The following is a 25513-nucleotide window of genomic DNA, read 5'->3' on the forward strand; positions in this document are numbered from 1 at the left end:
TAGGGTCATGCCTAAAGGACAATGCTTATGTGGGTCAGTTAAACTGACTATCAATCAGCCTATCGATACCGTTCATGTTTGCCATTGTGGCATGTGCCTAAAATGGAATGGTGGTCCTGGAATGACCATCGGCTATGAAGGCGAACCTGACATTGAAGGCAGAGAGTTTATTACTCGTTTCGCTTCATCGGAATGGGCAGAAAGGGCTTTTTGTAAGCAGTGTGGTACACATCTATTTTATCACTTGCATTCGCCGTCAACGTATTACCTTTCTGCCCCGCTATTTGAAGAAAGCAAAAATGCTAAAATGGGAACACAAATTTATATTGATTGTAAGCCTAGCTATTATAATTTTGTTGAAAAGACGCCAATGCTAACTGAGCAAGATATATTAAACTTGTTCGCCAACAAATCCTAAACTCCAATCTTATAGCAGGCATTATTGTCTGCTATTTATCTTAAGGTAATCTAAACATTCATTTGTAATGTCAGCGTCAGAAATTTCAATTATAATTAAGCCATTCTATTTTGTTTTTTTACATAATGTTGAAAGGTTATGCTTAATCTAAGGTAAATAGAAAAGGATAAATTATCTATTTTAAACGTAGAGAGAGTAACCTGAGGAATGATTAATGAATAATATGAAAGGAATGCGCCACGCTAGTAATATCGCTTGGGTATTACAATGGGTTCTTAACGCAGGTTTAATTGTGCTTGCTGCGGTGTTAGTTTTCTTTTTAGCAAAAGAAACATTTACGATGGCATCGTTAATGTTTGGAGGAAACCAAGAGGCTAAAGCGTATGAGCTTTTAGAAGGAATTGTCATTTACTTTCTATACTTTGAGTTTATTGCTTTGATTATAAAGTACTTTATGTCAGGTTATCATTTCCCATTACGCTATTTTATCTACATTGGTATCACGGCAATTATCCGTCTGATTATTGTTGACCACAGTGATCCGATGACTACGCTGCTGCATGCTGGCGCTATTTTAGTTTTAGTTATTGCGCTTTATATTGCTAATACAGAAAAACTAAAACGAGAATAATAATCTTTAGATTAATTTATCAATTACGCTATGGGGAATAATAATCATTTCCTTTAGCGTGAGGTTAAATAAATAAAAAAATGACTTAAGCAATATAAAGCGAGAGTAAGCATAAGCTAAAATAAAATTTCAGGCAGTTGAATTTCGAATAAAACTAATAATATAAGCATTATTAACTAGAGAGATTAGTTGATTTTTATTCTATTAAAATAAAGCAAGAAAGTGTTTTACTTTTCTAAATGGGTTATTTACTGTGATAAAGTTTCTATTCTAATAACATAAGTAACTTGCAACTATGACAACTAAAACACTCCCCCAGAAAAAGGGTTTTTTAAATCGTGTTGAGCGCATCGGTAACGTTATGCCAGATGTGACAATGCTATTTGTTTACGCCCTAGTAATATGTTGGTTTTTATCCTATCTACTCTCATTTGTAGATTTCAGTTATCACCATCCTATTTCTAAAGAAAAAATTTCCGTTATTAATATGTTTCAGTATGAAGAAATCATATTATTTGTGACATCAGCGGTTAAAAATTTTATTAATTTCCCTCCTCTCGGAATAACAATTGTTGCAACCTTAGGTATTGGGATTGCAGAAAGCAGCGGCTTTATTAATACCGCGCTGAAAAAAATGCTTTCTTTTATTTCACCTAAAATGTTGACTCCAACAGTTGTTTTCGTCGGGATTGTCTCTCACGTTGCTTCTGATTCAGCCTACGTTATTTTGATGCCAGTCGCAGCAATGATGTTCTATGCCAGTGGTCGCCATCCTTTAGCGGGAATTGCAGCGGCATTCGCTGGTTTAGCAGGGGGATTCACGGCAAGTTATACGCCATCGATTATTGACCCGATTATGCAGAGCTTTACGCAAGATGCCGCGCAAATGTTAGCGCCAGGCTACAGTGTAAATGTACTGTGTAACTATTTCTTTAGCTTGGGCGGAACCTTCGGCGTTATTTTTACTTGCTGGTTTATCACCGAAAAGATCGTAGAGCCGTGGTTAAATAAAAACGCTCCAATCACCAAATCTGACGTTGATACTGATGCTGAGCAAGATTTAGGTAAAATCACACCGCAAGAGCACCGCGCATTCCGTGTTGCGGGATTAATGGTGATTGCATTAGGCGTGGGGTTATTTGCGCTGTTATGGCCTGAAAATTCACCACTAAGAGGCCCAGATGGCAGCTTAACTAGCCCGAAAGCACCAATTATGCAAATTGTTGTGCCATTATTGTTCATCTTCTTTGCACTGCCGGGCATAGTGTATGGCTATATGACTAAATCTTTCACCTCGACCAAAGATGTGGTTAAGGCGATGGAAAATATTACCAAGTCACTGATCCCATTTATTGTGTTTGCTTTCTTTGCAGCGCAATTTCTGTATTCGTTCCAACACTCTAACTTAGGGACATTATTAGCCTTATCGGGTGCGGAATTACTGCGAACTTTAGATATGCCATCTGGAATGACGGTATTTGGGGTGATTTTATTAACCGCCGTGTTAAATATCATGATCACGTCAGCGACTTCAAAATGGGCGATTATGGCGCCAGTTTTAGTGCCAATGTTAATGGCAGTCGGAATTTCGCCAGAATTAACCCAAGCTGCCTTCCGTGTGAGTGATTCTGCGATGAACGTGAGTACGCCAATGTTCCCGTTCTATCCACTAATTTTAATGTATTGCCAGAAATATTATAAAAATGCAGGTATCGGAACCTTATGTTCTATGATGATCCCGTTCACCATCGGTTTATTAATTACCTTAACAGCGACACTGTATCTGTTCTGGGCATTCGATATTCCAATTGGTTTTGACAGTGGTTATACATGGCAGCCTGTGCAATAAGTAAAAGGTATGTGAAATGAAAGAATTAGGTAAAAAATTAGAAGAACGTTTTTATCGCTATGTGGCCATTGAAAGCCAAAGTGATGCGGCAAGCTCTGTTGTACCAAGCACAGAAGGCCAGCGTGAACTGGCAAATCTTCTGGCGAAAGAATTAGAGAGCTACGGCTTGAAAGATGTGTATGTTGATGAACATGCCATTTTATATGGAATGCGCCCAGGTAATAAACCCAATGCCCCTAAAATTGGTTTTGTGGCTCACTTAGATACTGTTGATGTCGGTTTATCTCCGGTGATCAAGCCGCAAACTTTGAAGTATGAAGGTGCGGATTTATGCTTGAATGCGCAGGAAGATGTGTGGTTTAAAACCGCGGAACACCCGGAAGCCGCCGCTTATGTGGGCGATGAAATTATTTTCAGTGACGGCACCAGTGTTCTGGGCGCGGATGATAAAGCGGCCATTACCGTTGTCATGGAGCTGATGGATAAACTGCAAAACGCAGATTTTGATTGCGGCGATATCTATGTGGCGTTTGTGCCAGATGAAGAAATTGGTCTTCGTGGCTCCAAAATCATGGATCTTTCTCGTTTCAAAGTGGATTTTGCTTATACCATCGATTGCTGTGCGCTCGGAGAGGTGGTTTTTGAAACCTTTAATGCGGCTTCTATTGAAGTGGAAATTAAAGGGATCACCGCTCATCCAATGTCAGCGAAAAACGTATTGTTAAACCCAATTCGTGTGGCACATGATTTTATTGGTTGTTTCGATCGTTTCGATACGCCGGAACACACTGAGCACCGTGAAGGTTACTTCTATATCACAGATTTAGCGGCAAACCCGAATGAAGCAAAAATCAAAATGGCGATCCGTGATTTTGACCGCCCAAGTTTTGAAGCTCGTAAGCGTTTCATTGCTGAAAGTATTGAACTGATTCGTACTCGTCATCCACGAGCGAAAGTGGAATTCAAAATTGATGATGTGTATAGCAATATCAGCGATTCAATCGGTGAAGATCGTACAGCGGTAGATATTATTCTCGAAGCGTTAAAAATTCATAATATCGAGCCAAATATCATTCCAATGCGTGGAGGCACTGACGGTTCAGCGCTGTCTGCTCGCGGAATTGTGACACCAAACTATTTTACGGGTGCGCATAACTTCCATTCTCGCTTTGAGTTTTTACCAATAACTTCATTCGAGAAGAGCTATTTAGTGTCTGAAACTATTTGCCGCCTTGTTGGGCAAAAGTAGTTCATACTGGATTTAGCTTTAGCTCGTTAAAAGTCAGAATATTAAAACCGATAGCTGCTAATTATTTAGCGGCTATTTTTTTGAAAGAAACTCATTCAAGTTTTAAATGTTAATTAATGGATTATAACTAGAATAATAGTTTTAAATATTGATTTAAAAAGAAGATATGACTTATTAATTTTTTCATTTATTATCCTCCCATTATGGCTGCAAGTAATAGGAGAGGTATTTGATTAATATAATAATTATTGATGATAGTAATATTTCGATTCGAGGTATTGAAGCGATACTCATTCGAAATACTCGCTATAAAGTTGTCGCAACGTTTCCTTCTTTAGATCCGGTGATCACGTGGAACCGGCAAAATAAAGCAAATATTATTTTGATTAATCGGGAACATTGCCATTTCGATTCATTGAAAACCTTCACGACAATCCGTCGTACTCAACCTGATGTAGGGCTCATTATCTTCAATGTGCGTCATAATGATATGTTTGTTGTGAAAGCGTTGGATATTGGTATTTTTGGCATACTGAGCGCTAGTATTGCAGAAGAAGAGCTAATTGAAGCCTTGCAAATCGTGAATGCGCGTCAACGAATTATCTCTCCTGATATTGCTCAACAACTGGCTTTACAAAGATTAAATCAACGTGAACAGCTAGATATATATGAATTGCTTTCTGCAAGAGAGCTGGAAATTATGCTCATGATCACAAGAGGGCTTCCGGTTAAGCATATTGCGGAGTCATTATCTTTAAGCCCTAAAACGGTAAATACCTATCGATATCGAATGTTTGGTAAACTTAATATCAGTAGTGATGTAGAATTAACACATATAGCAATCGGTTATGGTTTAATTACCGCAAAACAGGGTTCATCAGGGTGGAACAACAGTTTGATCCAAAAGTTTTCTTAAAAACAGTCACAAACCAACCCGGCGTTTATCGTATGTACGACGCTGGGGGAACCGTGATTTATGTTGGGAAAGCGAAAGATCTGAAAAAAAGGTTATCGAGCTATTTCCGTGAGAATGTCGGTAGCCGCAAAACAGAGCAACTCGTCAAGCATATCGCCTCTATTGATGTGACGGTAACCCATACCGAAACTGAGGCGCTACTGCTGGAACATAACTATATAAAGCTGTATCAGCCTCGTTATAACGTCTTGCTACGAGATGATAAATCTTATCCTTATATTTTTCTGAGTAGCGAAACACATCCTAGAATTTCAAGCCACCGAGGTGCGAAACATGGGAAAGGTGAATATTTCGGCCCATTCCCAAGTTCTTATGCGGTACGTGAAACCTTAGCGGTTATGCAAAAGCTGTTTCCCATTCGCCAGTGTGAAGATAGCGTTTATAGAAACCGTTCAAGACCTTGTTTACAGTATCAAATTGGTCGCTGTTTAGGGCCATGCGTGAAAGGTTTAGTGACGGACGAAGAGTATGATCAGCAAGTCAACTATGTCCGTCTGTTCTTAACGGGGAAGGACAAGCAAGTCTTAACTGGGTTAGTCGAGCGCATGGAAAAAGCTAGCCAAGAGCTCCGTTTTGAGGATGCCGCGCGTTTTCGTGACCAAATTCAAGCCGTGCGCGCGGTAACAGAAGAGCAATATGTGTCGGGCGGTGATGATGACCTTGATGTTATCGGGGTCGCATTCGATTCCGGTTTGGCTTGTGTTCATGTTCTATTTATTCGCCAAGGAAAGGTTTTGGGTAGTCGCAGTTATTATCCAAAAATTCCGGCGGGGACTTTATTAGAAGAAGTAGTGCAAACCTTCTTAGGGCAGTTCTACTTACAAGGCAGTGAAAACCGTACATTGCCAGGGGAAATATTAATTGATTTCCCATTGACGGAAAAAGAGTTACTGGCGGAATCGTTGTCTGGTATTGCTGGTCGTAAAATTAATATTCAAAGCCAGCCACGAGGCACCCGTGCTCGTTATTTAAAACTGGCTCGAACTAATGCATCCATTGCGCTATCTACCAAGCTAGCGCAGCAATCGACGATTCAACAACGCATGGCTGCGCTGTCAAAAGTCGTGAATATAGAAAATATTTCGCGCATGGAGTGTTTCGATATTTCCCACACGATGGGGGAGCAAACTGTAGCTTCTTGCGTGGTGTTTGATAAAACGGGTCCTGTGAAATCAGAGTATCGTCGATACAATATTACGGGGATCACACCTGGGGATGACTATGCGGCGATGCACCAAGTGCTGACTCGCCGTTATGGTAAACATCTGGATGAGAGCAAAGTTCCCGATATTATCTTTATTGATGGTGGTAAAGGGCAACTGGGTCAAGCGCGGGATGTCTTTGATTCCCTTGAAGTAGATTGGGATAAAAACCATCCTTTATTAATTGGGGTTGCTAAAGGTAGCGATCGTAAAGCAGGGTTGGAAACGCTGTTTTTAAAACCCGAAGGTGAAGGTTTTGCGCTTCCGCCTGATTCGCCAGCATTACATGTGATCCAGCATATTCGTGATGAGTCGCATAACCATGCGATTACGGGGCATCGCCAGCGCCGCGCGAAAGTGAAAAATACCAGTGCGCTTGAATCTATCGAAGGCGTAGGGCCAAAACGTCGCCAAATGTTATTGAAGTACATGGGAGGATTACAACCTTTGCGTAATGCGAGCATAGAAGAGATCGCAAAAGTGCCCTCGATCTCATACGCGCTGGCAGAAAAGATTTATAATGCATTGAAACAGTAGATATCTTAGGGCAACATACTAAGGTATCCGTCTTGGACAAAGAGTTAGTGAGCGCGATGAAATTAAATATACCAACGTGGTTGACCTTATTCCGTGTCATCCTGATACCGTTTTTTGTATTAGCGTTTTATCTTCCTGTCAGTTGGGGACCTTTTGCTTGTGCGCTGATTTTTGTGATCGCCGCTGTGACGGATTGGTTCGACGGATTTTTAGCGCGTCTATGGAAGCAAACGACCAAGTTTGGTGCTTTCCTCGATCCTGTTGCAGACAAGGTTATGGTTGCGACAGCGTTAGTCTTAGTGACTGAAAGCTACGATGTTTGGTATGTCACTTTACCCGCAGCAACCATGATTGCACGTGAAATCATTATCTCTTCACTCAGAGAGTGGATGGCAGAAATTGGTAAACGTAGCAGTGTGGCTGTCTCTTGGATTGGTAAGTTCAAAACTACCGCGCAAATGATGTCGCTGGTGGGCTTATTATGGCGTCCAAATCCGCTGATCGAACATCTGTCTATTGCTCTTTTATATGTGGCTGCAATTCTGACTTTCTGGTCAATGTTCCAATATTTAAAGGCTGCGTGGGGCGATTTGAGCGAAGCGTGATCGAAATGATTGAAAAAACAGCGAACGATCCAATTATTTCAATAATTGTATTGACTCGATAGGTGAAATCAGTAGAATGCAACGCATCGAACGGCAACGTGGTTTACGAAAATAAATAAGTAAATCAGCCAGTTTGAGAGCAGAAACTGAAAAGTGAAGCTTAAGCGGGAATAGCTCAGTTGGTAGAGCACGACCTTGCCAAGGTCGGGGTCGCGAGTTCGAGTCTCGTTTCCCGCTCCAAATCTTGAAAAAGACTAGGGTGTAAGGCGCGTTAGCAAAGCGGTTATGCACCGGATTGCAAATCCGTGTAGCTCGGTTCGACTCCGGGACGCGCCTCCAAATTCTAGCCCAGGTGGTGAAATCGGTAGACACAAGGGATTTAAAATCCCTCGGCTGTAAGGCTGTGCGGGTTCAAGTCCCGCCCTGGGCACCATATACAGTGAATGGACCAATCGGTCCATTTTACTTTAAAGATTTAAACTAGTTAGTTAATAAAAGTTAGCTACTAGATAAGCAGTAAAGCAGTATAAAAAATTTGGCCCAGGTGGTGAAATCGGTAGACACAAGGGATTTAAAATCCCTCGGCTGTAAGGCTGTGCGGGTTCAAGTCCCGCCCTGGGCACCATACAAAACTTAACTGAGTTTAATCAGTAAGTTAGAAAAAGAAGAAGCCACCCAATGGGTGGCTTTTTTGCATTTGAATATAAAAATAATTATCAGCTTTTCAATGGGGTTTGTGAATCCAATTTTTTTGTCATTTTTCTCCCATTTTTATCAAGATCCCGAAAGACTAAGTAAAAATAAGTAAGTCAGACCCATCCCACCCTGAACTGTGCCAATATCTGCGTTTTAGAAAAAGGAGAGGGTGATGTCTAATATGAAAACTGAAATTGTGGTTGTCCGCTTAACGAAGCATGAGCGTGCGATGTTAGATGCAATAAAAACCACGCCATTACTTGCTGATTGGTTGAAAGCGCTCGCTTTTTCTCAAGTAGAACAGCACGAAAAGAGTCAAAATCCTAAATAAACTGGTCTGTTCACTATGTTTCTTGCCTATACATCTTAAGTATAAGATGAATATCAGGTATATTAGTGTTCGATTGTAAGCTACCAAGAAAAATTACTATGATTATCAAACCTAAAATTCGTGGTTTTATCTGCACTACAGCTCATCCAGCAGGCTGCGAAGCCCATGTTCGTGAGCAAATTGCCTATGTGAAATCTCGTGGTGAACTGAAAAATGGACCGAAAAAGGTTCTGGTAATTGGTGCATCCACTGGTTATGGTCTGGCTTCACGCATCAATGCGGCTTTTGGCAGCGGTGCAGCGACCATCGGTGTTTTCTTTGAAAAACCGGGCAGTGAGAGCAAAACAGGTTCCGCAGGCTGGTACAATGCCGCTGGTTTTGACAAAGCAGCGAAAGAAGCGGGTCTGTATGCGAAAAGCATCAACGGTGATGCATTCTCCAATGAATGCCGTCAAACCGTAATCGACTTGATTAAACAAGATTTAGGTCAAATCGATTTAGTGGTTTATTCACTGGCTTCTCCAGTGCGTAAAATGCCTGAAACGGGTGAAGTTGTACGTTCAGCATTAAAACCAATTGGTGAACCGTACAAATCTGTTGCGCTGGATACCAACAAAGATGTGCTGATCGAAGCCGTTGTTGAACCTGCCAACGAGCAAGAAATCGAAGACACCGTGAAAGTGATGGGCGGTCAAGATTGGGAATTGTGGATGAACGCATTAGCGGATGCTGGTGTTCTGGCTGACAATGCTCAATCCGTTGCTTACTCCTATATCGGTACTGATTTAACGTGGCCAATCTACTGGCACGGTACATTAGGTAAAGCGAAAGAAGATTTAGATCGCGCAGCCCATGCTATCAATGAAAAAATGGCGAAGAAAGGCGGTTCCGCACATGTTGCTGTACTGAAATCTGTGGTCACTCAAGCATCTTCAGCAATTCCTGTAATGCCTCTTTATATCTCAATCGTGTTCAAAATCATGAAAGAGCAGGGCATTCATGAAGGTTGTATCGAGCAAATTCAACGTCTGTTCGCAACTAAATTATTCAGCGGTGAAACACCAGAAACTGACGAGAAAAACCGTCTGCGCCTGGATGACTGGGAACTGCGTGATGATGTGCAAGAAACTTGTCGTCAAATCTGGAAACAGCTTAACGACGACAACATCAATGCACTGACTGACTATCAAGGTTACAAAGCTGAATTCTTACGTTTATTCGGATTTGGCTTAGATGGCGTTGATTACGAAGCAGACTTAAGCGGCGAAGCTAATTTTGAAGTGAAAGAATTAGTTTAATAAATAGCTATCTATTTCGCTGAAAACCCCGAGCGCTGGTAAACCGGTTCTCGGGGTTTTATTTTTTTCGCTCTAGGATAATAATGACCAAATTGGCTTTTCATGGTGAGCCTCAAAAAGGGAGCGCAGGGATGTTGATTGTAGAAATGTTAAGTACTGGTGATGAAGTGCTGCATGGGCAAATTATTGATACCAATGCGGCGTGGCTAGCAGATTGTTTGTTCCAGCAAGGATTACCGCTGCATAGCCGCACCACGGTCGGTGACTCTCTTGATAGCTTAGTGGAAACATTTATCGAGCGTAGCCATCATGCAGATGTGATTATTGTTAATGGTGGGTTAGGCCCAACGAGTGATGATCTCAGTGCCTTAGCGGCTGCAACGGCTGTGGGTGTCCCCCTCATTGAGCATCCTGAGTGGATTGCGGTAATGGAGAGCTATTTCACTGCTCGAGGGCGTGAAATGCCAGCTACCAATCGTAAGCAGGCCATGTTACCCGCCAATGCCGAACTTATTGATAATCCAGTGGGAACCGCTTGTGGTTTTGCAATGCATCTTAATGATTGTTGGTTCTTTTTTACACCGGGCGTTCCTTCTGAGTTTAAAGTCATGGTCAATGAACAGATCATTCCTCGTTTACGTCAAAAATTTACGTTACCAGAGCCTCCAATTTGTTTACGTCTAACCAGTTTTGGTCGTAGTGAAAGTAGTCTTGCAAGGCAGTTTGACCCACTTGAGTTACCAAAAGAGTGCGTGTTGGGTTACCGTTCTTCAATGCCAATCATTGAATTAAAATTGACCGGGCCGGCAAATCAACGCGATGTGATGGAGCAAGTTTGGCAAGTCGTGAAAGCGGGTGTTGGTGACAATAAAGTATTTGAAGGCACGGAAGGTATTGGTGCGTTAGTACGAGAATCACTTGAACAACAACAGCTTTCAGTTGTGACACACGAACAGTTCAGTGCCGGCTTACTCTATTGGACATTGAATGCAGCAAAAGTGCCTGTCACTCAAGGAAATATTGAAAAATCAGCAGCGCATTCAGATTTGGCAGCCTTAGTCCAAACTGCAAAAAATAGTCGGTCGCTAAATCAGTGTGGGATTGGTTTAGTCATTGGCGAATATTATGATGGAACCTTATCTTTAGCATTATCCACCCCAACTGGCAGTTATGCTCAGTGTGTAAATTATTTACCTCGCAATCACTCAGAACTGGAAAAACAGCAGGTTAGCGTGATGTTGATGTTGGATATGTTATCTCGTTGGCTAGATGGTCGCCCAATCATTGGGGATTATGAATGGTTAGAGCAAATTCAAGTGATGGAAGTTAACTAAAGTAATTAATGTGTCGCTAGGATTATTTGCAAAACCACCCTCAATGAAAAGAGGGTGGCTAATATTCATTATTCAGTGGGTGAGATAGTTTCAATCATAAAATTAAGCCCAGAAATCCCTTTTTCACAGGCTTTATCTTGAAAAATAGAAGGGGCTTTTTCAATTTTACGTTTTAATGCGGTAATTTGATTGGCATAAATATCTGCACCTGCAATGTCTGGGTTATCTTTCAAATATTCGATAAACACATCCACATTCTGATAAAAATAGTCGCAAGGTTTATCTGTGACATCAATCTTAGACAGATTTTTTAAAGAATCAGGTAAAATATTATCTTTGGCCAACTCAATATATTCACCATCTTTCACTTGTTGAATTGCGTTATCCACCTTCGCTTTTAAATTAAATAGCATCACAGCGACAGAGATCAGCGCAACGAGTAAAACAGCATTGGCGGCTAAACTAATACTCAGTAAATATTTTTTCATTTGCTCCCTCAAATTAGTCTCAATAACTGATTAATAATGTAAGAAATTTAAATTTTCTACTTAGTAATTTAGCAGCAATGATTCTAGCTGTAACTAAGACAATCCTTGAAGCTTAGCAAATCATCGCGTATTTATTTTATGCCGTTTTGTGCCTTTCAATAGTGGAGTGCTTTAATGGGATGAAGCGATACGTTATGATCATACCAATTTATAGTCATAACCAATTTTATGTTAAGTCAGATTTTTAGCACGTTATTTAACGAAAAGCTGAATACGTGAACGGCAGTTTAAAGGAAACTCAATGGACAATATCACGATTAAAAATGTTGAAGAAATAGAATTAATGCGAGAATCTGGTCGATTACTTGCTAGCGTTTTTAAAATGTTGGATGAGTTTATCGTTCCCGGAATATCCACAATGGAAATTAACGACAAAGTCGAAAGCTATATTGTGAATGAACTTCAAGCGCGTCCAGCCAGTAAAGGCCAATATGGTTATCAATATGTTCTAAATACATCAATTAACGAAGTCGTGTGTCATGGTGTGCCAAAAGTCGATGAAATCTTAAAGCCAAAAGATATTATCAACGTGGATATTACCCTTGAGAAAAATGGCTTTATTGCTGACTCAAGTAAAATGTATGTGATGCCAGAGGCTTCCCCACTTGCCCGAAAATTAGTGAAAGATACCTATAATGCAATGTGGGAAGGGATCAAGCAGGTAAAACCAGGTGCTACGTTAGGTGATATTGGATCAGCTATCCAACATCATGCGGAATCAAATGGCTATAGCGTCGTTCGTGAATATTGTGGGCATGGAATTGGTCGAAAAATGCATGAGGATCCGCAAGTATTACATTATGGAACCCGTGGACGCGGTGTGGTTCTAAAAGAAGGTATGACATTCACCATAGAGCCAATGATCAACCAAGGTGGCATGAAAATAAAAACCAAAAAAGATGGTTGGACGGTCGTGACGCGAGATAAAAAGCTTTCTGCGCAGTCGGAACACACCATCTTGGTCACTAAAGATGGTTATGAAGTACTGACTTTGCGTGATGAAGAGCGCTAATTCGATTTAGTTCTAATACAGTTTTGCAAATCGCCATATTCACCATAAATGGAATATGGCGATTTTTTTCATTAAGCTAAATTTAATGCTTAAATTCTGAAACTATTCATTTATTGATGTCATTTCAACTTAGGTTATCGTTATTGGATAACAGACCTGAAGCTTATTACTAAAATACCCACCAAAAAGGTAATTTACATAGATATTCCGCATTTGATCATGTTATATATCGGCAAATAAACTTTTTTGGTGCCACGCATGTTTAACCTCTCTGAGTTAATTAACGATACGCCCATTGATTCTATTCTTTTATTTATTGTCACCTTCATTTTATTAATTATTTCTGCGTATATTGGAAAATATATTTTTAAACGCCGCAGTGCTCATGAAGAGCTAGCGGATGATGAGGCAAAAATTATTTTAGGCGCGATTTTGTCGTTATTGGGTCTGTTGATTGGCTTTGTATTATCGATTTCCATCAATGGTTATAACAACCGCCAGCAAACAGAAGAAAACGAAGCAATTGCGATTGGAAATGCTTATCAACGAGCACAATTACTCAGCGGTGATGAACGAGCAGAAGCCTCATTGCTTATTCAACAATATCTTGAAGCGCGCATCGAATTTTTTAAATCGGGAGTGAGTGATGAAAACAGCCAATGGCGGATGACATCTCTGACTAAACAAGGGCAACTCTGGGAAATCGGTGTGAAACAGGCTCAAGAATCGCCGAACCCTGTGGTCTCTTCGGTTTTATCGGCATTTGGTGATTTATATGTTTCTCAACAAAAAACCATGGCGAGCTGGCGACACCAAATCCCGAATGCTGCTTGGTTCTTACTGATATTTTTCGCTGTCTGCTCGAATGTCTTGATAGGTTATAACATTCGAGGAACAAAAGGTAAAAACTGGCTTATTGTTATTCTGCCATCTTTGACAACATTGGCGCTGTTTATGATTGCAGAAATTGATATCCCAGGAGAAGGGGTGATCCATGTTACGCCGGATGATTTACTTTTATTGCAGGACTTCTTATTTAAGGATGGTGCTTGGCTGGGAAAGTAAGTTAGGCAGCACAGAAATGAAGGAAAACCCTCTGAGTATAAACTCAGAGGGTTGAAGGATTATCGAACGATAATACCTAATAAAATTCCGATAGCGCCGAAGTCAGCGTCACTAAAGGTCGTATTTGCAATACCGATGTCGCCGAGGACTGGCAGCAAGAATACAGGTAAGAAGGTAATTAACAGACCTTGAGCAAAGGCACCAAGAATAGCACCACGGCGTCCACCCGTAGCGTTACCGAATACCCCAGCAGCGGCACCTACGAAGAAGTGTGGTACAACACCCGGAATAATTACCGTCATGTTCAGTGCATACAAAACAAACATGCCTAATACACCCGCGGCAAAGCTGCTTAAGAAGCCAACTAACACTGCATTCGGCGCGTAAGGGAAGACCACTGGGCAGTCTAATGCAGGTTTTGCATTTGGCACTAATTTATCAGAGATCCCTTTAAATGCAGGAACGATTTCGGCGATAACCATGCGCACACCTTGCAGAATGATGTAAACACCCGCTGCGAAAGTAATGGATTGCATCAACGAGAACATGAACCAGTTTTTACCGCCGCTCACTTCACGAACAAAATCACTGCCTGCAAACAGACAAGTAATGATAAAGATAATGAACATTGTGAACGAAATAGCCACTGGCGTATCACGCAGGAACAGTAAGCTTTTTGGCACATTCATATCTTCAGTAGAATGTTCTTTATTACCAAATTTGCTACCGATAAAGCCCGCTAACACATAAGAAATAGTGGAGAAGTGACCAATTGCTACATCATCAGAACCGGTGACTTTTTTCATGTACGGGTGTGCAATCGCAGGGAAGAACACCATACAGAAACCGACAATCAGTGAACCGACAGCCACGAGCATGGTTCCTTCCATACCTGCGGTCGCTAAGATAACCGCAATCATCATGGACATGAATAAAGTATGGTGACCTGTCAGGAAGATAAATTTCCATGGGGTCAGGCGAGCAATCAAGATATTGATTAACATCGCAAAGAACATGATCATTGCCATTTCACGACCGAAGCTTTTTTGTGCAATAGACACGATTGCTTCGTTGTTCGGCACGACACCATTGATACCAAATGCGTGTTGGAAAATCGCGGAAAAATCACCTAAAGAGCTGACAACTAACCCTGCACCGGCACCTAAAATTACAAAACCCATGATGGTTTTGATGGTGCCTTTAATGCATTCAGTAACAGGTTTCTTTTGGGCAATCAGACCGATAAGTGCGATCAGACCGACGAGCACCGCCGGTTCAGAAAGCACATCTTGCATCAGAAAACGAAAGAATTCCATGAAGCCTCCGGTTACATCGCGCCGAGTTTCTGTAAAGCCACGCTCAGACGTTCTTTCATCGCGACTTTATCAATCATATTTTCCAGAGCAACAATTTCGCCGCCAACTTGTTGAGCAACTAACTGTTCTGCAATATCGGTGGTGCCGACAAAAATATCACTTACAGTGCCTTTTGCAGAGCCTAAGTCAACGTGGTCAACATCAGCCGCAACTTGCAGATCTTTTAAAATTGTCTTGATGCTCATTTCCATCATCAGACTTGTACCTAAACCATTTCCACAAACAACAGTGATTTTCATAATATTTACCTATGACTCAATTATTCATATTTAGCGATGATTTTAAGGATGTCATCTACGTTTTCTGATTGCATGATGCTATCAATATCTTCTTGGTTATCAAAAAGTTCAGCCAGTTTTGCAATCGCACCGATATGGCTGTTGCTGTCTGTTGCTGCAAGAACAATCAATAACTTAATTGGATCGTTACCTTCTGAACCAAACTCAACCCCTTGTTTAATGACCGTTAAACCGAGAGATAACTGGTTAACACCGTCTTCAGGGCGGGCATGTGGCATTGCAATGCCCGGGCCTAATACATAGTAAGGGCCGATTTTTTCGTGGGATTGAATGATGGCATCAATATAACGAGGTTCGATGAATTTATTATTAATTAAGGGATTACAGGCAATTTTTATTGCATCACGCCAGTCATTGGCGCTGTCAACCACCTGAACCACATTCGGGGTTAGTAACGTAGTTAGCATTGGCTTGGCTCCTGGTAAAAAAGAAATTCTATTAGATGTTTTAGTAATGGAATGAATAGTAGTGATCTATGGTAGCGCTATCTAGCTGAATTGTTCATTTTCGTGATAGCGCTATCATTTTGGCTAAATATCGTTAATAAAATCATTTTTAGTGCATTTGGCAGTTAATTAACAAATCGGAGCTGTGGTAAGTTATCGTCGTTGAATAATAAGTTTAGACGAAACAAAGTAATTTCATGCAGAAAACCCGAAAAAGAAAGAATACAGGCAGAGTCACATTACAAGATGTCGCGAAATATGCGGGGGTCGGTTCAATGACGGTATCGCGTGCTTTACGGACACCGGAGTTAGTCTCGGATAAATTGAGGGAGAAAATCAATGAAGCTGTTGAGGAGCTCGGTTACATTCCCAATTCCGCTGCGGGCATTTTAGCGTCAGGTCAAAGCCGAACAATTGCAGTATTGATCCCATCATTACGAGACAATGCAAGCTCAGTTTTTCTGCAAGCTTTACAAGAAGTCTTGAACAAAAATAATTATCAAGTGGTGATTGGTAGTCATGATTATCAGCATAAAAAAGAGTCTGAGGTGTTACTCACGCTGTTGCAAAGTAGCCCCGCCGCATTAGTGATTTTTGGTGCAATGAATTCTGAAAGTGCTTTGGGAACTCTGAATAATTTGCCAATTCCCGTAATTAATGTGACGGGGGATCCTGCTCATCGCTTTACACTCAATATAAAAAATAATTTAGGGGAAGCAGTCAGTTTTCTTACGAATTATTTGCTGCAAAAAGGTCACCAGCGTATCGGCTATATTGGTGCGCAAATGGACAGCAAAATGCAGGGGCAACAACTGAGTGGTTGGAATAACACACTGTTAAAGCATAACTTGAGCGCTGAGCAAAGTATTACGACGCCATACGTGGCCACCATGGACTTTGGGCGGCAGGCAATTAGTGAAATGTTGACCCGTCAACCAGAATTAGAAGCCGTGATTTGTAGCCATGAAATGATAGCGTTAGGAGTCATGTTTGAATGTCAGCGGCGGCTAATCAAAATTCCGAAGATGTTGGCCGTGGTGTGCGTTGAAGGGTCGGGAAATTGCGATCATATTCATCCATCGCTCACATCTGTGCGCATTGATTACAGTAAAATGGCACGAGAGACTGCGAAGAAACTCTTAAAATGGTTAGGGAATACTGAAGAAAGCTTTGCCAATATTCAGGATGAAATTGTCTTCCCTTATAAATTTGAGGCAAGGCAAAGTGGCTAGAAACCACTGCATTTGTTGCACTACATTGTGTATCCGGTCACAGAATCACGTAAAGGTTAAAAGTTATTTTTAATCTCGAAATAAGAATGCTGTAGAGGTCACTGTTTATTTATTCTTCTGTGCTAATTTCCTCCTTATATCTATCGTGCATGTTCAGATTTTATGCAGAGATAGATGCTTTGTTTAACTTGAGATAGTTATTACTCTGGGGATAAGTACATTATGAAATCAATAAAAACACTCGTGTCTGCCGCAATTTTAATTTCGTGTGGCGCGACAGCGGCAACAACAGGTTCTGAAGTTTTAATGGTACAAAATGGCGGAACGCCGAATAAGGTGTATTCTGCAAATAAACCAACGATCAAAGTTGCCACTTATAATATTGGTAAAAATGAGTTGGCGGCGGATGTCGCTAATTTAGATGAATTGAGCAAAGCGATCGCTAAGATTGATGCGGATGTTATTGTCTTAACTGAAATTGACAATAAAACTGCACGTAGTAAGAAAGTGAACCAACTAGAGGAAATTGCCAAAGCGAACAAAATGGATTTTGCGTTTGGTAAGGCACTCGATTTTGATGGTGGTGAATATGGTGTAGGAATTTTATCAAAATATAAAATTGAGAAATCCCAAGTCGTGAATTTACCATCAGGCGGAGCAGAACAGCGAGTGGTGTTGTTATCGCAAATTACCAAGCCTGGTTTTGACTCACCCATTATTATCATGGGAACTCACTTAGACTGGCAGAAAGATCCTACCATCCGCATAGGCCAAGTTCGCCATATTCTCGATGCGACGATTGGTGATACCGAAACAGGTTTTGATAATATTGCTGCCTCTATCAAAATCCTCGCAGGGGATTTTAACTCAACCGCAAAAGAGCAACCTATTCAGGAAATCAGCTATTTTTGGGATCCGGTTGAGAAAAAAGGGGTGAATTATCGCACATGGCCTGCCGTTAACCCTGCCATAGATATCGACCATATCTTTACCTATAAAGGTCAGGTTTGGGATGTGAAAACCATGACAATTCCAACAGACAGTAAAGACTTTCAATGGTCAAAAGTCAGTGACCATTTGCCGGTTATTGCAGAACTTGAGTTACAAGAACAGTAAGTTATTGGGATAGTGGACAGGCCTCTATTTGAGGTCTGTTTTTATTAGAATCACTTACTTTTGCAGTAATTTTTGGCGCTGAATATAACGGACTTGAGCTATCCCTAAGTACTCTTCAATAGCGGCGTAAATGCGTGAGCTTAATGCGTGAAAATCCGCTTCATTTTCTAAGGCGGGTTTAGTTAATATAATGAATTCATACATAAATTCTTTAATTGTCGAGAATTTATTGGCGACGTTTTCATAGTAATATTGATAAACATAGGACTCTTGAGAATGGCTGAGTTCGGTATTATTTTTGATGTTGTTGGTTGCCAACAACAGTAGTTGTGTATTTGTCATGATGGGTCCTATTTTTGTTTTTTTGAATAGTACACAAGTTACTATAAATCTTTTATCAAAATTAGTCGGATGATTTTAGTTTTTGGTTTTTAAATTAACCCTAAAATCGTATTTTCCATTATATCATTATGTTAGCAATTTATTTCTCTGAAAGAATGTTGAAGGGTGAAAGTCAGAATTTAATCCTTGTAAATATTAATGGAATTCTATCATATTAAAAAATATGAAAATGAATATTTCATCAGATGATCTCTCTAACAAATCTGAGGTTTTCCTTACTTTTTGCATGTAATGGCCGGGTTTTCGATGTCCTGCATCATACATTAGTGCGTTTGTTTCATATGTATCTAATGGTTATTTATATTATGGTTTTATTTTAATTATAATGATTACTATTAATTCCGATATATAATGTTAATTATTTATTTGTACGTTGTTTTAATATTGTTTTATTGCCTTTAATAAAAAGGGATAAATAAAATTTATCCCTTTTTTTAATTGTTTAAATTAGCAAATTAACCTTTCAATTCTCTAGCACATTGTTGTAAATGCTGGAAAGAAGTGAACCGAGTTTGATGATGTAATTTAAACTGCTCATTAGGTTGATAAGTTAAATCAATGTTTGCAAATTGAGCCATTGCTTGTGCAACATTCTCACAAACACCTCCCGCGACTGCACCCAAAATAGCAGAGCCCAGTAATACAGGTTCATCCGCTTGAGTTGAAATCACAGGAATACCACAGGTATCGGCTAGAAGTTGGCGGATAAGTGGGTGCTGACCAGCGCCACCGCTGATAGCGATGTTTTGGATAACCGCGCCTGATTGTGCCTGAGCATCAATGATTTGTCGTAATCCATAGCCGATACTGCAAACGCCAGCGGTATAGAATGCAAGTAAGTTATCAAAGCTGTTATCCATGCTTAAGCCCGCAATGATGGCTTTCGCATGGGGATCAGCGAAAGGAGCTCTATTGCCTAAAAACTCAGGAACAATATGAATACCTTTAGCTAATTCAACTGCTTGAGATGGAGTACCTGATTTTTCTAATACTTTATCTGCTAGCATAACGGGTAATGACTTGCCTTGTTCTTTTGCCATCACCTTGGCTTGTGCGGACATCGGATGTAACGAAAGTAGTTGGTCAATTGCCGCACCGGCAGCACTTTGTCCCCCTTCGTTGAGCCACATCCCTGGGACCATTGCAGAATAATAAGGACCCCAAACGCCAGGAATAAATACGGGTTCTTGGGTGGTGGTCATCGTGCAGGAAGACGTACCGAAAACATATGCCATATTTGCAGTAGCATCACCATTAACCCCAACTGTACCAATTCCACCAGCATGAGCATCAATCATCCCTGCGGCAACTGGCGTCCCAACCAACAGTCCCATTTGTTCAGCAGCTTGGGCGGTTAAGCCGCTTCCGTTTGGAGTACCTGGTTCGACAATTTCTTGACCAATGCGGGTAAAGTTTTCGTCCGCTAATTCAGCGAGACCAATTTGGCGAAAATAGTCAGCATCCCAGCGTTTTTCATGCGCCAAGTAAGTCCACTTACAGGTTACTGTACATGTAGAGCGCGCTAAAGAATCCGTTGATTTCCACGTTAGGAAGTCTGCTAAATCAAAGAATTGCCACGCATTATCATAAGTTTGGCGGCGATTTTCTTTTAACCAAAGAATTTTTGGGGTTTCCATTTCTGGGGAAATTTTACCCCCAACATAATTCAATACTGGATGTTTTAGGCTATTGATGCGCTCAGCTTGTTCAGTGGCGCGGTGATCCATCCAAACAATAATATTGCGTTCAGGATCCTCACTCGGGCTGACAGAAATAGGTTGCTGGTTTTTATCTAAAACAACCAGAGAACAGGTCGCATCAAAACCAATTCCTGCGACACGTTTCGCATCAATCTTGGCATTTGCCATTGCATGTTTCACACAATAACAAACGGCATTCCAGATTTCGTTGCTTGATTGCTCTACGAAATTGGCTCCATCACGGTAGAGCGTAATATCGTGTTTAGCTGACGCAAGCATGTTGCCATGCAGATCAAAAATACCTGCACGGGCACTGCCTGTACCGACATCAATACCAATGACGACGTCGTCATTTTTACTTTGCGTAGGGCTGTTCATATGTCCTCTCACAATCTTTATGGTTATCGGTAAAAACTAGAGGTCAACACTGTTTGGTAGGATCACAAGATCACGGATGGTGATATTTCTTGGACGAGTCAGCATAAAGAGAACCGCTTCAGCGACTTCGATAGGTTGCATTAAGCTGCCATTAGCTAATGCTTCTTCCATTTTTTCTTTTGGCCAGTCATCCAGTAATGCAGTGACAACAGGACCTGGTAATACTGCCCCAACGCGAACTCCGTGTTGGGACACTTGGCGGCGAGTTGAATGGACAAACGCTTGAACTGCAAATTTAGACGCGGTGTAGATAGGCTCCCAAATCACGGGCACCATACCTGCGATTGAGCTAGTAAACAGGACATCCCCTGATTTTTGCTCAATAAAGTGTGGGAGAACGGCGCGTACACTGCGAAATGCGGCATTGATGTTGAGGTTTAATACTTTATCCCAAACATCTGGGTCGCCTTCTGCGACAGGACCACCGATATAAGCACCTGCGTTAGCGTGGAAAATATCTAGGCGACCCGCTTTGGCTAAAATGGCATCTAACATGCCATCCACTTGTTCTGGTTTCATTAAATCAACAACCAGAGGAATTGCATTGTCGCCTAATTCGGCAACTAACTGATTTAATCGCTCTTCGGCACGGTCAATTAAAACAACTTTTGCGCCAGCTTTGAGTAGGGTACGTGCGCACTCAAGTCCAATACCAGAAGCCGCACCTGTGATGGCGGCAACTTTGTTTTCTAATGAGATAGCCATGATGTTCACTCCGGATAAGTTAGTTAATCAATAGGGAAGTCAAACTGAGTATTAGAAATTAATTTAATTTTAATAAGTTACGAGGGGATTTGGCGGAATGTATTCAGTGAGTGAGAATGCAGGCAAATCGCCATATCAACTCGATTCTAGGTTAATTTCGATGTCGCTCAATCGATGGAGCAGTATTGCGACTTTTACGCTTTGGTGTCAAGCTAGGAAAAAATGGAGGCATAAATTTGTGAGCAAGATCAGACAAAACAAGAAAACCACGATCTATGACCTTGCAGAATTGGCAGGGGTTTCAGCCAGTGCCGTTAGCGCTGTATTAAATGGAAATTGGCAAAAAAGGCGTATTAGTACTCAATTAGCTGAAAAAATTATGCGAATAGCGCAAGAGCAAAACTATTCGGTGAATAAGCAAGCGAGTCTATTACGCAGTAATAAATCCAAAATTATTGGGATGTTGGTTCCTAAATATGATAACCGTTATTTTGGGTCGGTTGTGGAGCATTTTGAGGAGATGGCGCGTGAACGTGGGCTCTTTCCTATTATTACCTGTACACGCCGTGATCCCCAATTAGAGTTAGAAGCCGCAAAGGCAATGCTTTCATATCAAGTGGATTGGTTGATTTCAACGGGGGCAACCGATCCTGATAAAATTACGCAAATCTGCCACGCATCAGGTGTGCCGACACTCAATTTGGACTTACCTGGTACATTGGCTCCTTCGGTGATTTCCGATAACTATCAAGGTGCAAAGCAGTTAACGCTCAATATTTTACAGAAAAGGCAGCAACGAGCCGCATCCTCAGAATCGCTGGTGTTTGTGGGGGGACGGGAAGAGGAGCATAACACTCGAGAGCGAATTCGAGGGTTTATCGATGCTCACAACTCTTTGAATATAGAGGTTCCTCAACACCATATTTTGACTTGTGGTTATGCGCCAGAAAAAGCCGAACGAGCACTCTCGACATATTCTTCTCAGCATTCATTTTTACAAAAAGGAACGTCTCCAGACATTGAACTTTGTGGGTTGTTTGTCAATTCGACCATTTCATTGGAAGGGGTGATGAGGTGGTTGATGAAAGAGGGGCATACGGGAGCGCATCAGCCACCGATGGGATGTTTTGACTGGGATCCATTTGTTGCATTACTTGGGAATGATATTGAGATGGTTAAACAGGATGTTCCCGCAATGCTAGAGCAAATTTTCGCCTTGATAGAATCGGGAGAAAGCCAGCCTCAGCTGATTGAGGTGATGCCTGTCATGATAGGAAAAACAGAATAAAATAAAATCAGGCTTAAAGCAGAAATGTTAAGCCTGATTTGGTCTACTTAATATTTTTATTTAATGCTTTTATTTAAAGAATCTAAACGCAATTGATGGCGCTGATTATAAAATTTTACGTAGGTTAAATACCCCGCCAAAATCGTGGAGAGACTTGCCGTCGCTAATAGCATAAATGTCACCATAATTTGGTATTTAACAGCCTGCAAAGGATCGACCCCCGCAAAAATTAGCCCTGACATCATACCGGGCAAGCTCACTATCCCAACCGTCTTGGCAGAATCTACCGTAGGAATTAATGACGCTCGAATACTTTCACGAATAATCGAGGCTGACGCAATTTTAGGTGTGGCGCCCAAGCTGAGCATTTCTTGAATTTGCTGTTGTTGGCTATTAAAGCGCTGTCCTAAGTTATTGAAGCAGAGTCCGACGGCAATCATGGCATTCCCGGCAATCATCCCTGTAATTGGAATCACTTGCATTGGGGTAAACGCGATAGCTTCAGTGAGAATTAATACTAGCAAGGTTAAAAATGTGCCTGAAGTAATCGCAATTAACGCGGTTGGAAATAGTTTATCGAGGTATTTACTGCGTTTTTTCGCATTCCAGGCGGCGTTAAAGCAAATAAATAGCACCAATAAAACAGTGAGTGCCTTATGGTCAACGTGGAAAATATATTTGAGGATATAACCCGCAATTAATAGCTGAACAATGGCGCGGCACGTACTCCAAATAATATCTTTTTCAAGAGAGAGCTTCTCTTTATGGCTAATAAAAATAGCCACTAAGACTAACATGATAGAAAATGCGAGCGACTCATTGGAAATAGTAGGTTGATGCACGATTAATTCCTATTTTTCGCTATGGTGTACGGGAAGGGTAATAATATCGTCAGCATGGCCAATTTCATCTTGATCATGAGTTACCCAGAGGACGGCAATATTATTCTTGACCGCTAATTGATGAATAAGCTCATTCACTTTGATTTTATTTTGTTCATCTAAGGCACTAGTAATCTCATCCAGTAATAAAATTTGCGGCAAGAATTGTAAATTACGGATCAATGAGACTCGCTGTTTTTCGCCGCCTGAAAGCTCATTAATGCCTTTTTCTAGGATGGTATCAGGTAGTGAAAAATAGCTTAAATCATCGAGGATTTTTTGTTTATCAAATGGTTTATTCCGTATTTGATAAGGAAAAAAGAGATTGTCATACACGGTATTGCCAAAGAGAGTTGGCGTTTGAGTACAATAGGAGACTTGTTGACGGTATTTCTCTGGTGCAATTGCGTTGATGTTTTCGCCAGCAAACAGAATTTCACCGCAACTTGGTGGGATGAGTGAAGAGACAATTTTTAATAATGTACTTTTGCCACAACCAGAAGGACCCGTGATCAATTTAAATTCACCGGGGTATAGGTCAATCTGCACATTATCTAAAATTATCTTCTGACCAACCTGAAAACCGATATTCTTAAGCTGTAATAAAGGCTGTTTTGTTTCCATATTTGACCTAATCCATCTAATTCTATTATCGATATTACGGATATTATGCGCCAATTTAGGGTAAATAGACACCGCGTTATCTGGAATAGGTTTGGCAAATTAGATTTGCATGAAGAAAATAGTTGCCTTATTATTTTCATCAACGTCTCGTTAGGAGATGGCATTCCTCCTAGTTTAACCGTCCTTGATGTGGACTGATGATGCCTACGTAAACCTTTTCATTTGAATGGGCGCGTAGGTTATGTGCCCGAATTTAGGGCATAAATGTCTGCAGGAGATTTTCCTTGCATTTATTCCCATCTAACTTGTAAGGAAAGTGGTAATGTATGCATCCCTCATTTCTATTGCTTTAGGTTCCGTTTTAGGTGGCTGGTTAAGATGGTTGATTGGCTTAAAACTGAATAATCTGCACCCTCACATTCCATTTGGTACTGTTTTCGTCAATTTAGTTGGCGGCTTTATCATTGGTTTTGCTGTCTCTTACTTTGCGAGCGCCAATATTAACCCTGCTTACAAACTGTTTATTGTTACAGGCTTTTGTGGGGCGTTTACGACGTTTTCAACATTTTCGTTGGAGGTGTTGGTGATGCTGCAAGAAGGGAAATTGGTGGTGGCATTTAGCACGATCGCGATTCATGTTCTCGGGGCTTTATTATTTACGCTGCTCGGTATGTTGTGCCATAACATGCTTTCTCAAGGATAATAGATTTTAATTAAGTATTTATTTTCCACCGATTATTTTCGTACGATTAATAGCCTATCCCTAAGTGTGAATAGGCTATTTTTGTTTCTATTTTGAGCAAAAAAAGAGAATCACGAAATAAAGCAGAATATGTTACCAATGGTGATAATGATGAATTTTTATCGTGATATAACTGCATCAAAATTGTGAATGCATAAAAATATATTTCAGGGCAATAGATTATAAATTTATCGTTTTCCCTAAGCTGAAAAAGTACGAATTATCATCGAATATAAAGCATAAAAAATATCCTATTAAAAACGGAGCTGAATACGAAACTATCGCTCTGTATTTTTATTCTTTCCCCTCATATATGACTATTTAATCTACAGTTTTTTACTAGTGTATTTTTAGCCTTACACTGTAACTTAATCTATACATCTATTTATTCAATGTTATGATGAAATTGTTGTTTAAATGTAATGGCTTGGATGGATATGTGCTATTTGGCTTTATTCTGCTCTTTATTTTGAATGAATAAATCCGACATATCAAAATTAATAGATTAAATAA

Annotated in this window: 25 protein-coding genes, 4 tRNA genes and 1 riboswitch; of the genes, 20 read left to right on the top strand and 9 right to left on the bottom strand. The window is 40.7% G+C overall.

The features are described from left to right. Positions 1-7: 7 nt before the first annotated feature. The 14 genes from ACY3ZI_RS08595 to ACY3ZI_RS08660 all read left to right on the top strand — a co-directional run bounded on the left by ACY3ZI_RS08595 (position 8) and on the right by ACY3ZI_RS08660 (position 11126). Positions 8-418, top strand: coding sequence for a GFA family protein (locus tag ACY3ZI_RS08595; RefSeq protein WP_211885281.1), 411 nt, complete (start codon positions 8-10; stop codon positions 416-418). 223 nt (positions 419-641) lie between these two features. Beyond that, positions 642-1049 carry a phosphate-starvation-inducible protein PsiE gene (gene psiE / locus ACY3ZI_RS08600; protein ID WP_211886385.1) on the top strand — a complete coding sequence of 136 codons (408 nt, stop codon included), beginning with the start codon at positions 642-644 and terminating at the stop codon, positions 1047-1049. A gap of 295 nt (positions 1050-1344) precedes the next feature. Next, positions 1345-2898, top strand: coding sequence for an AbgT family transporter (locus ACY3ZI_RS08605; protein WP_211885283.1), 1554 nt, complete (start codon positions 1345-1347; stop codon positions 2896-2898). A gap of 16 nt (positions 2899-2914) precedes the next feature. After that, positions 2915-4147 (top strand): peptidase T, encoded by a 1233-nt coding sequence (gene pepT, locus ACY3ZI_RS08610; protein WP_211885284.1) that lies wholly within the window; start codon positions 2915-2917, stop codon positions 4145-4147. Positions 4148-4376: 229 nt separating this feature from the next. After that, the gene (locus ACY3ZI_RS08615) at positions 4377-5063 is read left to right on the top strand and encodes a LuxR C-terminal-related transcriptional regulator (RefSeq protein WP_211885285.1); all 687 of its coding nucleotides are present in this window, start codon (positions 4377-4379) and stop codon (positions 5061-5063) included. Continuing rightward, complete coding sequence (uvrC, locus tag ACY3ZI_RS08620) at positions 5030-6862, top strand: excinuclease ABC subunit UvrC (RefSeq protein ID WP_211885286.1); 1833 nt, start codon at positions 5030-5032, stop codon at positions 6860-6862. The genes ACY3ZI_RS08615 and uvrC overlap by 34 nt, the downstream gene beginning before the upstream one ends. A gap of 56 nt (positions 6863-6918) precedes the next feature. Then, positions 6919-7467 carry a CDP-diacylglycerol--glycerol-3-phosphate 3-phosphatidyltransferase gene (pgsA, locus tag ACY3ZI_RS08625; protein ID WP_006657588.1) on the top strand — a complete coding sequence of 183 codons (549 nt, stop codon included), beginning with the start codon at positions 6919-6921 and terminating at the stop codon, positions 7465-7467. Between the two features lie 164 nt (positions 7468-7631). After that, positions 7632-7707 (top strand) — tRNA-Gly (locus ACY3ZI_RS08630). Positions 7708-7732: 25 nt separating this feature from the next. Then, positions 7733-7806: transfer RNA gene (locus ACY3ZI_RS08635), tRNA-Cys, on the top strand. A gap of 7 nt (positions 7807-7813) precedes the next feature. Next, positions 7814-7900: transfer RNA gene (locus ACY3ZI_RS08640), tRNA-Leu, on the top strand. 105 nt (positions 7901-8005) lie between these two features. Then, a tRNA-Leu gene (locus ACY3ZI_RS08645) sits at positions 8006-8092 on the top strand. A gap of 243 nt (positions 8093-8335) precedes the next feature. Beyond that, positions 8336-8494 (top strand): MbeCy, encoded by a 159-nt coding sequence (locus tag ACY3ZI_RS08650; protein WP_154604110.1) that lies wholly within the window; start codon positions 8336-8338, stop codon positions 8492-8494. A 98-nt stretch (positions 8495-8592) separates the two neighbouring features. After that, entirely contained in the window at positions 8593-9792 is a 1200-nt protein-coding gene (fabV, locus tag ACY3ZI_RS08655) for an enoyl-ACP reductase FabV (protein ID WP_036953705.1), read from the top strand. Between the two features lie 131 nt (positions 9793-9923). Further along, entirely contained in the window at positions 9924-11126 is a 1203-nt protein-coding gene (locus ACY3ZI_RS08660) for a nicotinamide mononucleotide deamidase-related protein YfaY (RefSeq protein WP_487377489.1), read from the top strand. Between the two features lie 68 nt (positions 11127-11194). On the opposite strand, the gene ACY3ZI_RS08665 is transcribed toward ACY3ZI_RS08660, so the two are convergent. Beyond that, positions 11195-11614 (bottom strand): DUF5339 family protein, encoded by a 420-nt coding sequence (locus ACY3ZI_RS08665; protein WP_487377140.1) that lies wholly within the window; start codon positions 11612-11614, stop codon positions 11195-11197. Between the two features lie 301 nt (positions 11615-11915). Here ACY3ZI_RS08665 and map point away from each other — a divergent pair, with 301 nt between their 5' ends. Both map and ACY3ZI_RS08675 read left to right on the top strand, forming a co-directional pair. After that, complete coding sequence (gene map, locus ACY3ZI_RS08670; protein ID WP_211885288.1) at positions 11916-12686, top strand: type I methionyl aminopeptidase; 771 nt, start codon at positions 11916-11918, stop codon at positions 12684-12686. A 258-nt stretch (positions 12687-12944) separates the two neighbouring features. Further along, complete coding sequence (locus tag ACY3ZI_RS08675; protein ID WP_181478465.1) at positions 12945-13751, top strand: bestrophin-like domain; 807 nt, start codon at positions 12945-12947, stop codon at positions 13749-13751. Between the two features lie 59 nt (positions 13752-13810). Here the strand turns inward: ACY3ZI_RS08675 and ulaA are convergent, their stop codons facing one another. Genes ulaA through ACY3ZI_RS08690 form a run of 3 tightly spaced genes read right to left on the bottom strand, consistent with a single transcriptional unit; the run spans position 13811 to position 15833 of the window. Continuing rightward, positions 13811-15067: a PTS ascorbate transporter subunit IIC gene (gene ulaA, locus ACY3ZI_RS08680; protein ID WP_006659411.1), complete on the bottom strand. Its 1257-nt coding sequence runs from the start codon at positions 15065-15067 to the stop codon at positions 13811-13813. A gap of 11 nt (positions 15068-15078) precedes the next feature. Then, positions 15079-15366, bottom strand: a complete 288-nt coding sequence (locus ACY3ZI_RS08685; RefSeq protein ID WP_006659412.1) for a PTS sugar transporter subunit IIB — start codon at positions 15364-15366, stop codon at positions 15079-15081. Between the two features lie 20 nt (positions 15367-15386). Then, positions 15387-15833: a PTS sugar transporter subunit IIA gene (locus ACY3ZI_RS08690; protein WP_211885289.1), complete on the bottom strand. Its 447-nt coding sequence runs from the start codon at positions 15831-15833 to the stop codon at positions 15387-15389. Between the two features lie 236 nt (positions 15834-16069). Between ACY3ZI_RS08690 and ACY3ZI_RS08695 the strand changes: the two genes are divergently transcribed. Continuing rightward, entirely contained in the window at positions 16070-17104 is a 1035-nt protein-coding gene (locus tag ACY3ZI_RS08695) for a LacI family DNA-binding transcriptional regulator (RefSeq protein WP_211885290.1), read from the top strand. Positions 17105-17326: 222 nt separating this feature from the next. Next, on the top strand, positions 17327-18220 hold the full coding sequence (locus ACY3ZI_RS08700; protein ID WP_211885295.1) for an endonuclease/exonuclease/phosphatase family protein: 894 nt from the start codon (positions 17327-17329) through the stop codon (positions 18218-18220). Positions 18221-18274: 54 nt separating this feature from the next. Here ACY3ZI_RS08700 and ACY3ZI_RS08705 read toward each other — a convergent pair whose 3' ends face one another. The 3 genes from ACY3ZI_RS08705 to ACY3ZI_RS08715 form a co-directional block, all read right to left on the bottom strand. Then, complete coding sequence (locus ACY3ZI_RS08705; RefSeq protein WP_036953682.1) at positions 18275-18562, bottom strand: hypothetical protein; 288 nt, start codon at positions 18560-18562, stop codon at positions 18275-18277. Positions 18563-19077: 515 nt separating this feature from the next. Continuing rightward, positions 19078-20700 carry an FGGY-family carbohydrate kinase gene (locus tag ACY3ZI_RS08710; RefSeq protein ID WP_211885296.1) on the bottom strand — a complete coding sequence of 541 codons (1623 nt, stop codon included), beginning with the start codon at positions 20698-20700 and terminating at the stop codon, positions 19078-19080. A 36-nt stretch (positions 20701-20736) separates the two neighbouring features. Then, positions 20737-21465, bottom strand: a complete 729-nt coding sequence (locus ACY3ZI_RS08715) for an SDR family oxidoreductase (protein ID WP_036953676.1) — start codon at positions 21463-21465, stop codon at positions 20737-20739. 238 nt (positions 21466-21703) lie between these two features. Here ACY3ZI_RS08715 and ACY3ZI_RS08720 point away from each other — a divergent pair, with 238 nt between their 5' ends. Next, the gene (locus ACY3ZI_RS08720) at positions 21704-22753 is read left to right on the top strand and encodes a LacI family DNA-binding transcriptional regulator (RefSeq protein WP_211885299.1); all 1050 of its coding nucleotides are present in this window, start codon (positions 21704-21706) and stop codon (positions 22751-22753) included. A 56-nt stretch (positions 22754-22809) separates the two neighbouring features. Here ACY3ZI_RS08720 and fetB read toward each other — a convergent pair whose 3' ends face one another. Both fetB and fetA read right to left on the bottom strand, forming a co-directional pair. After that, positions 22810-23550 (bottom strand): iron efflux ABC transporter permease subunit FetB, encoded by a 741-nt coding sequence (gene fetB, locus ACY3ZI_RS08725; protein WP_249215436.1) that lies wholly within the window; start codon positions 23548-23550, stop codon positions 22810-22812. Positions 23551-23604: 54 nt separating this feature from the next. After that, complete coding sequence (fetA, locus tag ACY3ZI_RS08730; RefSeq protein ID WP_487377150.1) at positions 23605-24258, bottom strand: iron efflux ABC transporter ATP-binding subunit FetA; 654 nt, start codon at positions 24256-24258, stop codon at positions 23605-23607. A 144-nt stretch (positions 24259-24402) separates the two neighbouring features. Beyond that, a riboswitch (Fluoride riboswitch) is annotated at positions 24403-24472 on the top strand. A 108-nt stretch (positions 24473-24580) separates the two neighbouring features. Between fetA and crcB the strand changes: the two genes are divergently transcribed. Continuing rightward, on the top strand, positions 24581-24961 hold the full coding sequence (crcB, locus tag ACY3ZI_RS08735; protein ID WP_006659423.1) for a fluoride efflux transporter CrcB: 381 nt from the start codon (positions 24581-24583) through the stop codon (positions 24959-24961). The last annotated feature ends 552 nt before the right edge of the window (positions 24962-25513 follow it).

It is taken from the genome of Providencia sp. LY12 (genome assembly GCF_057621555.1).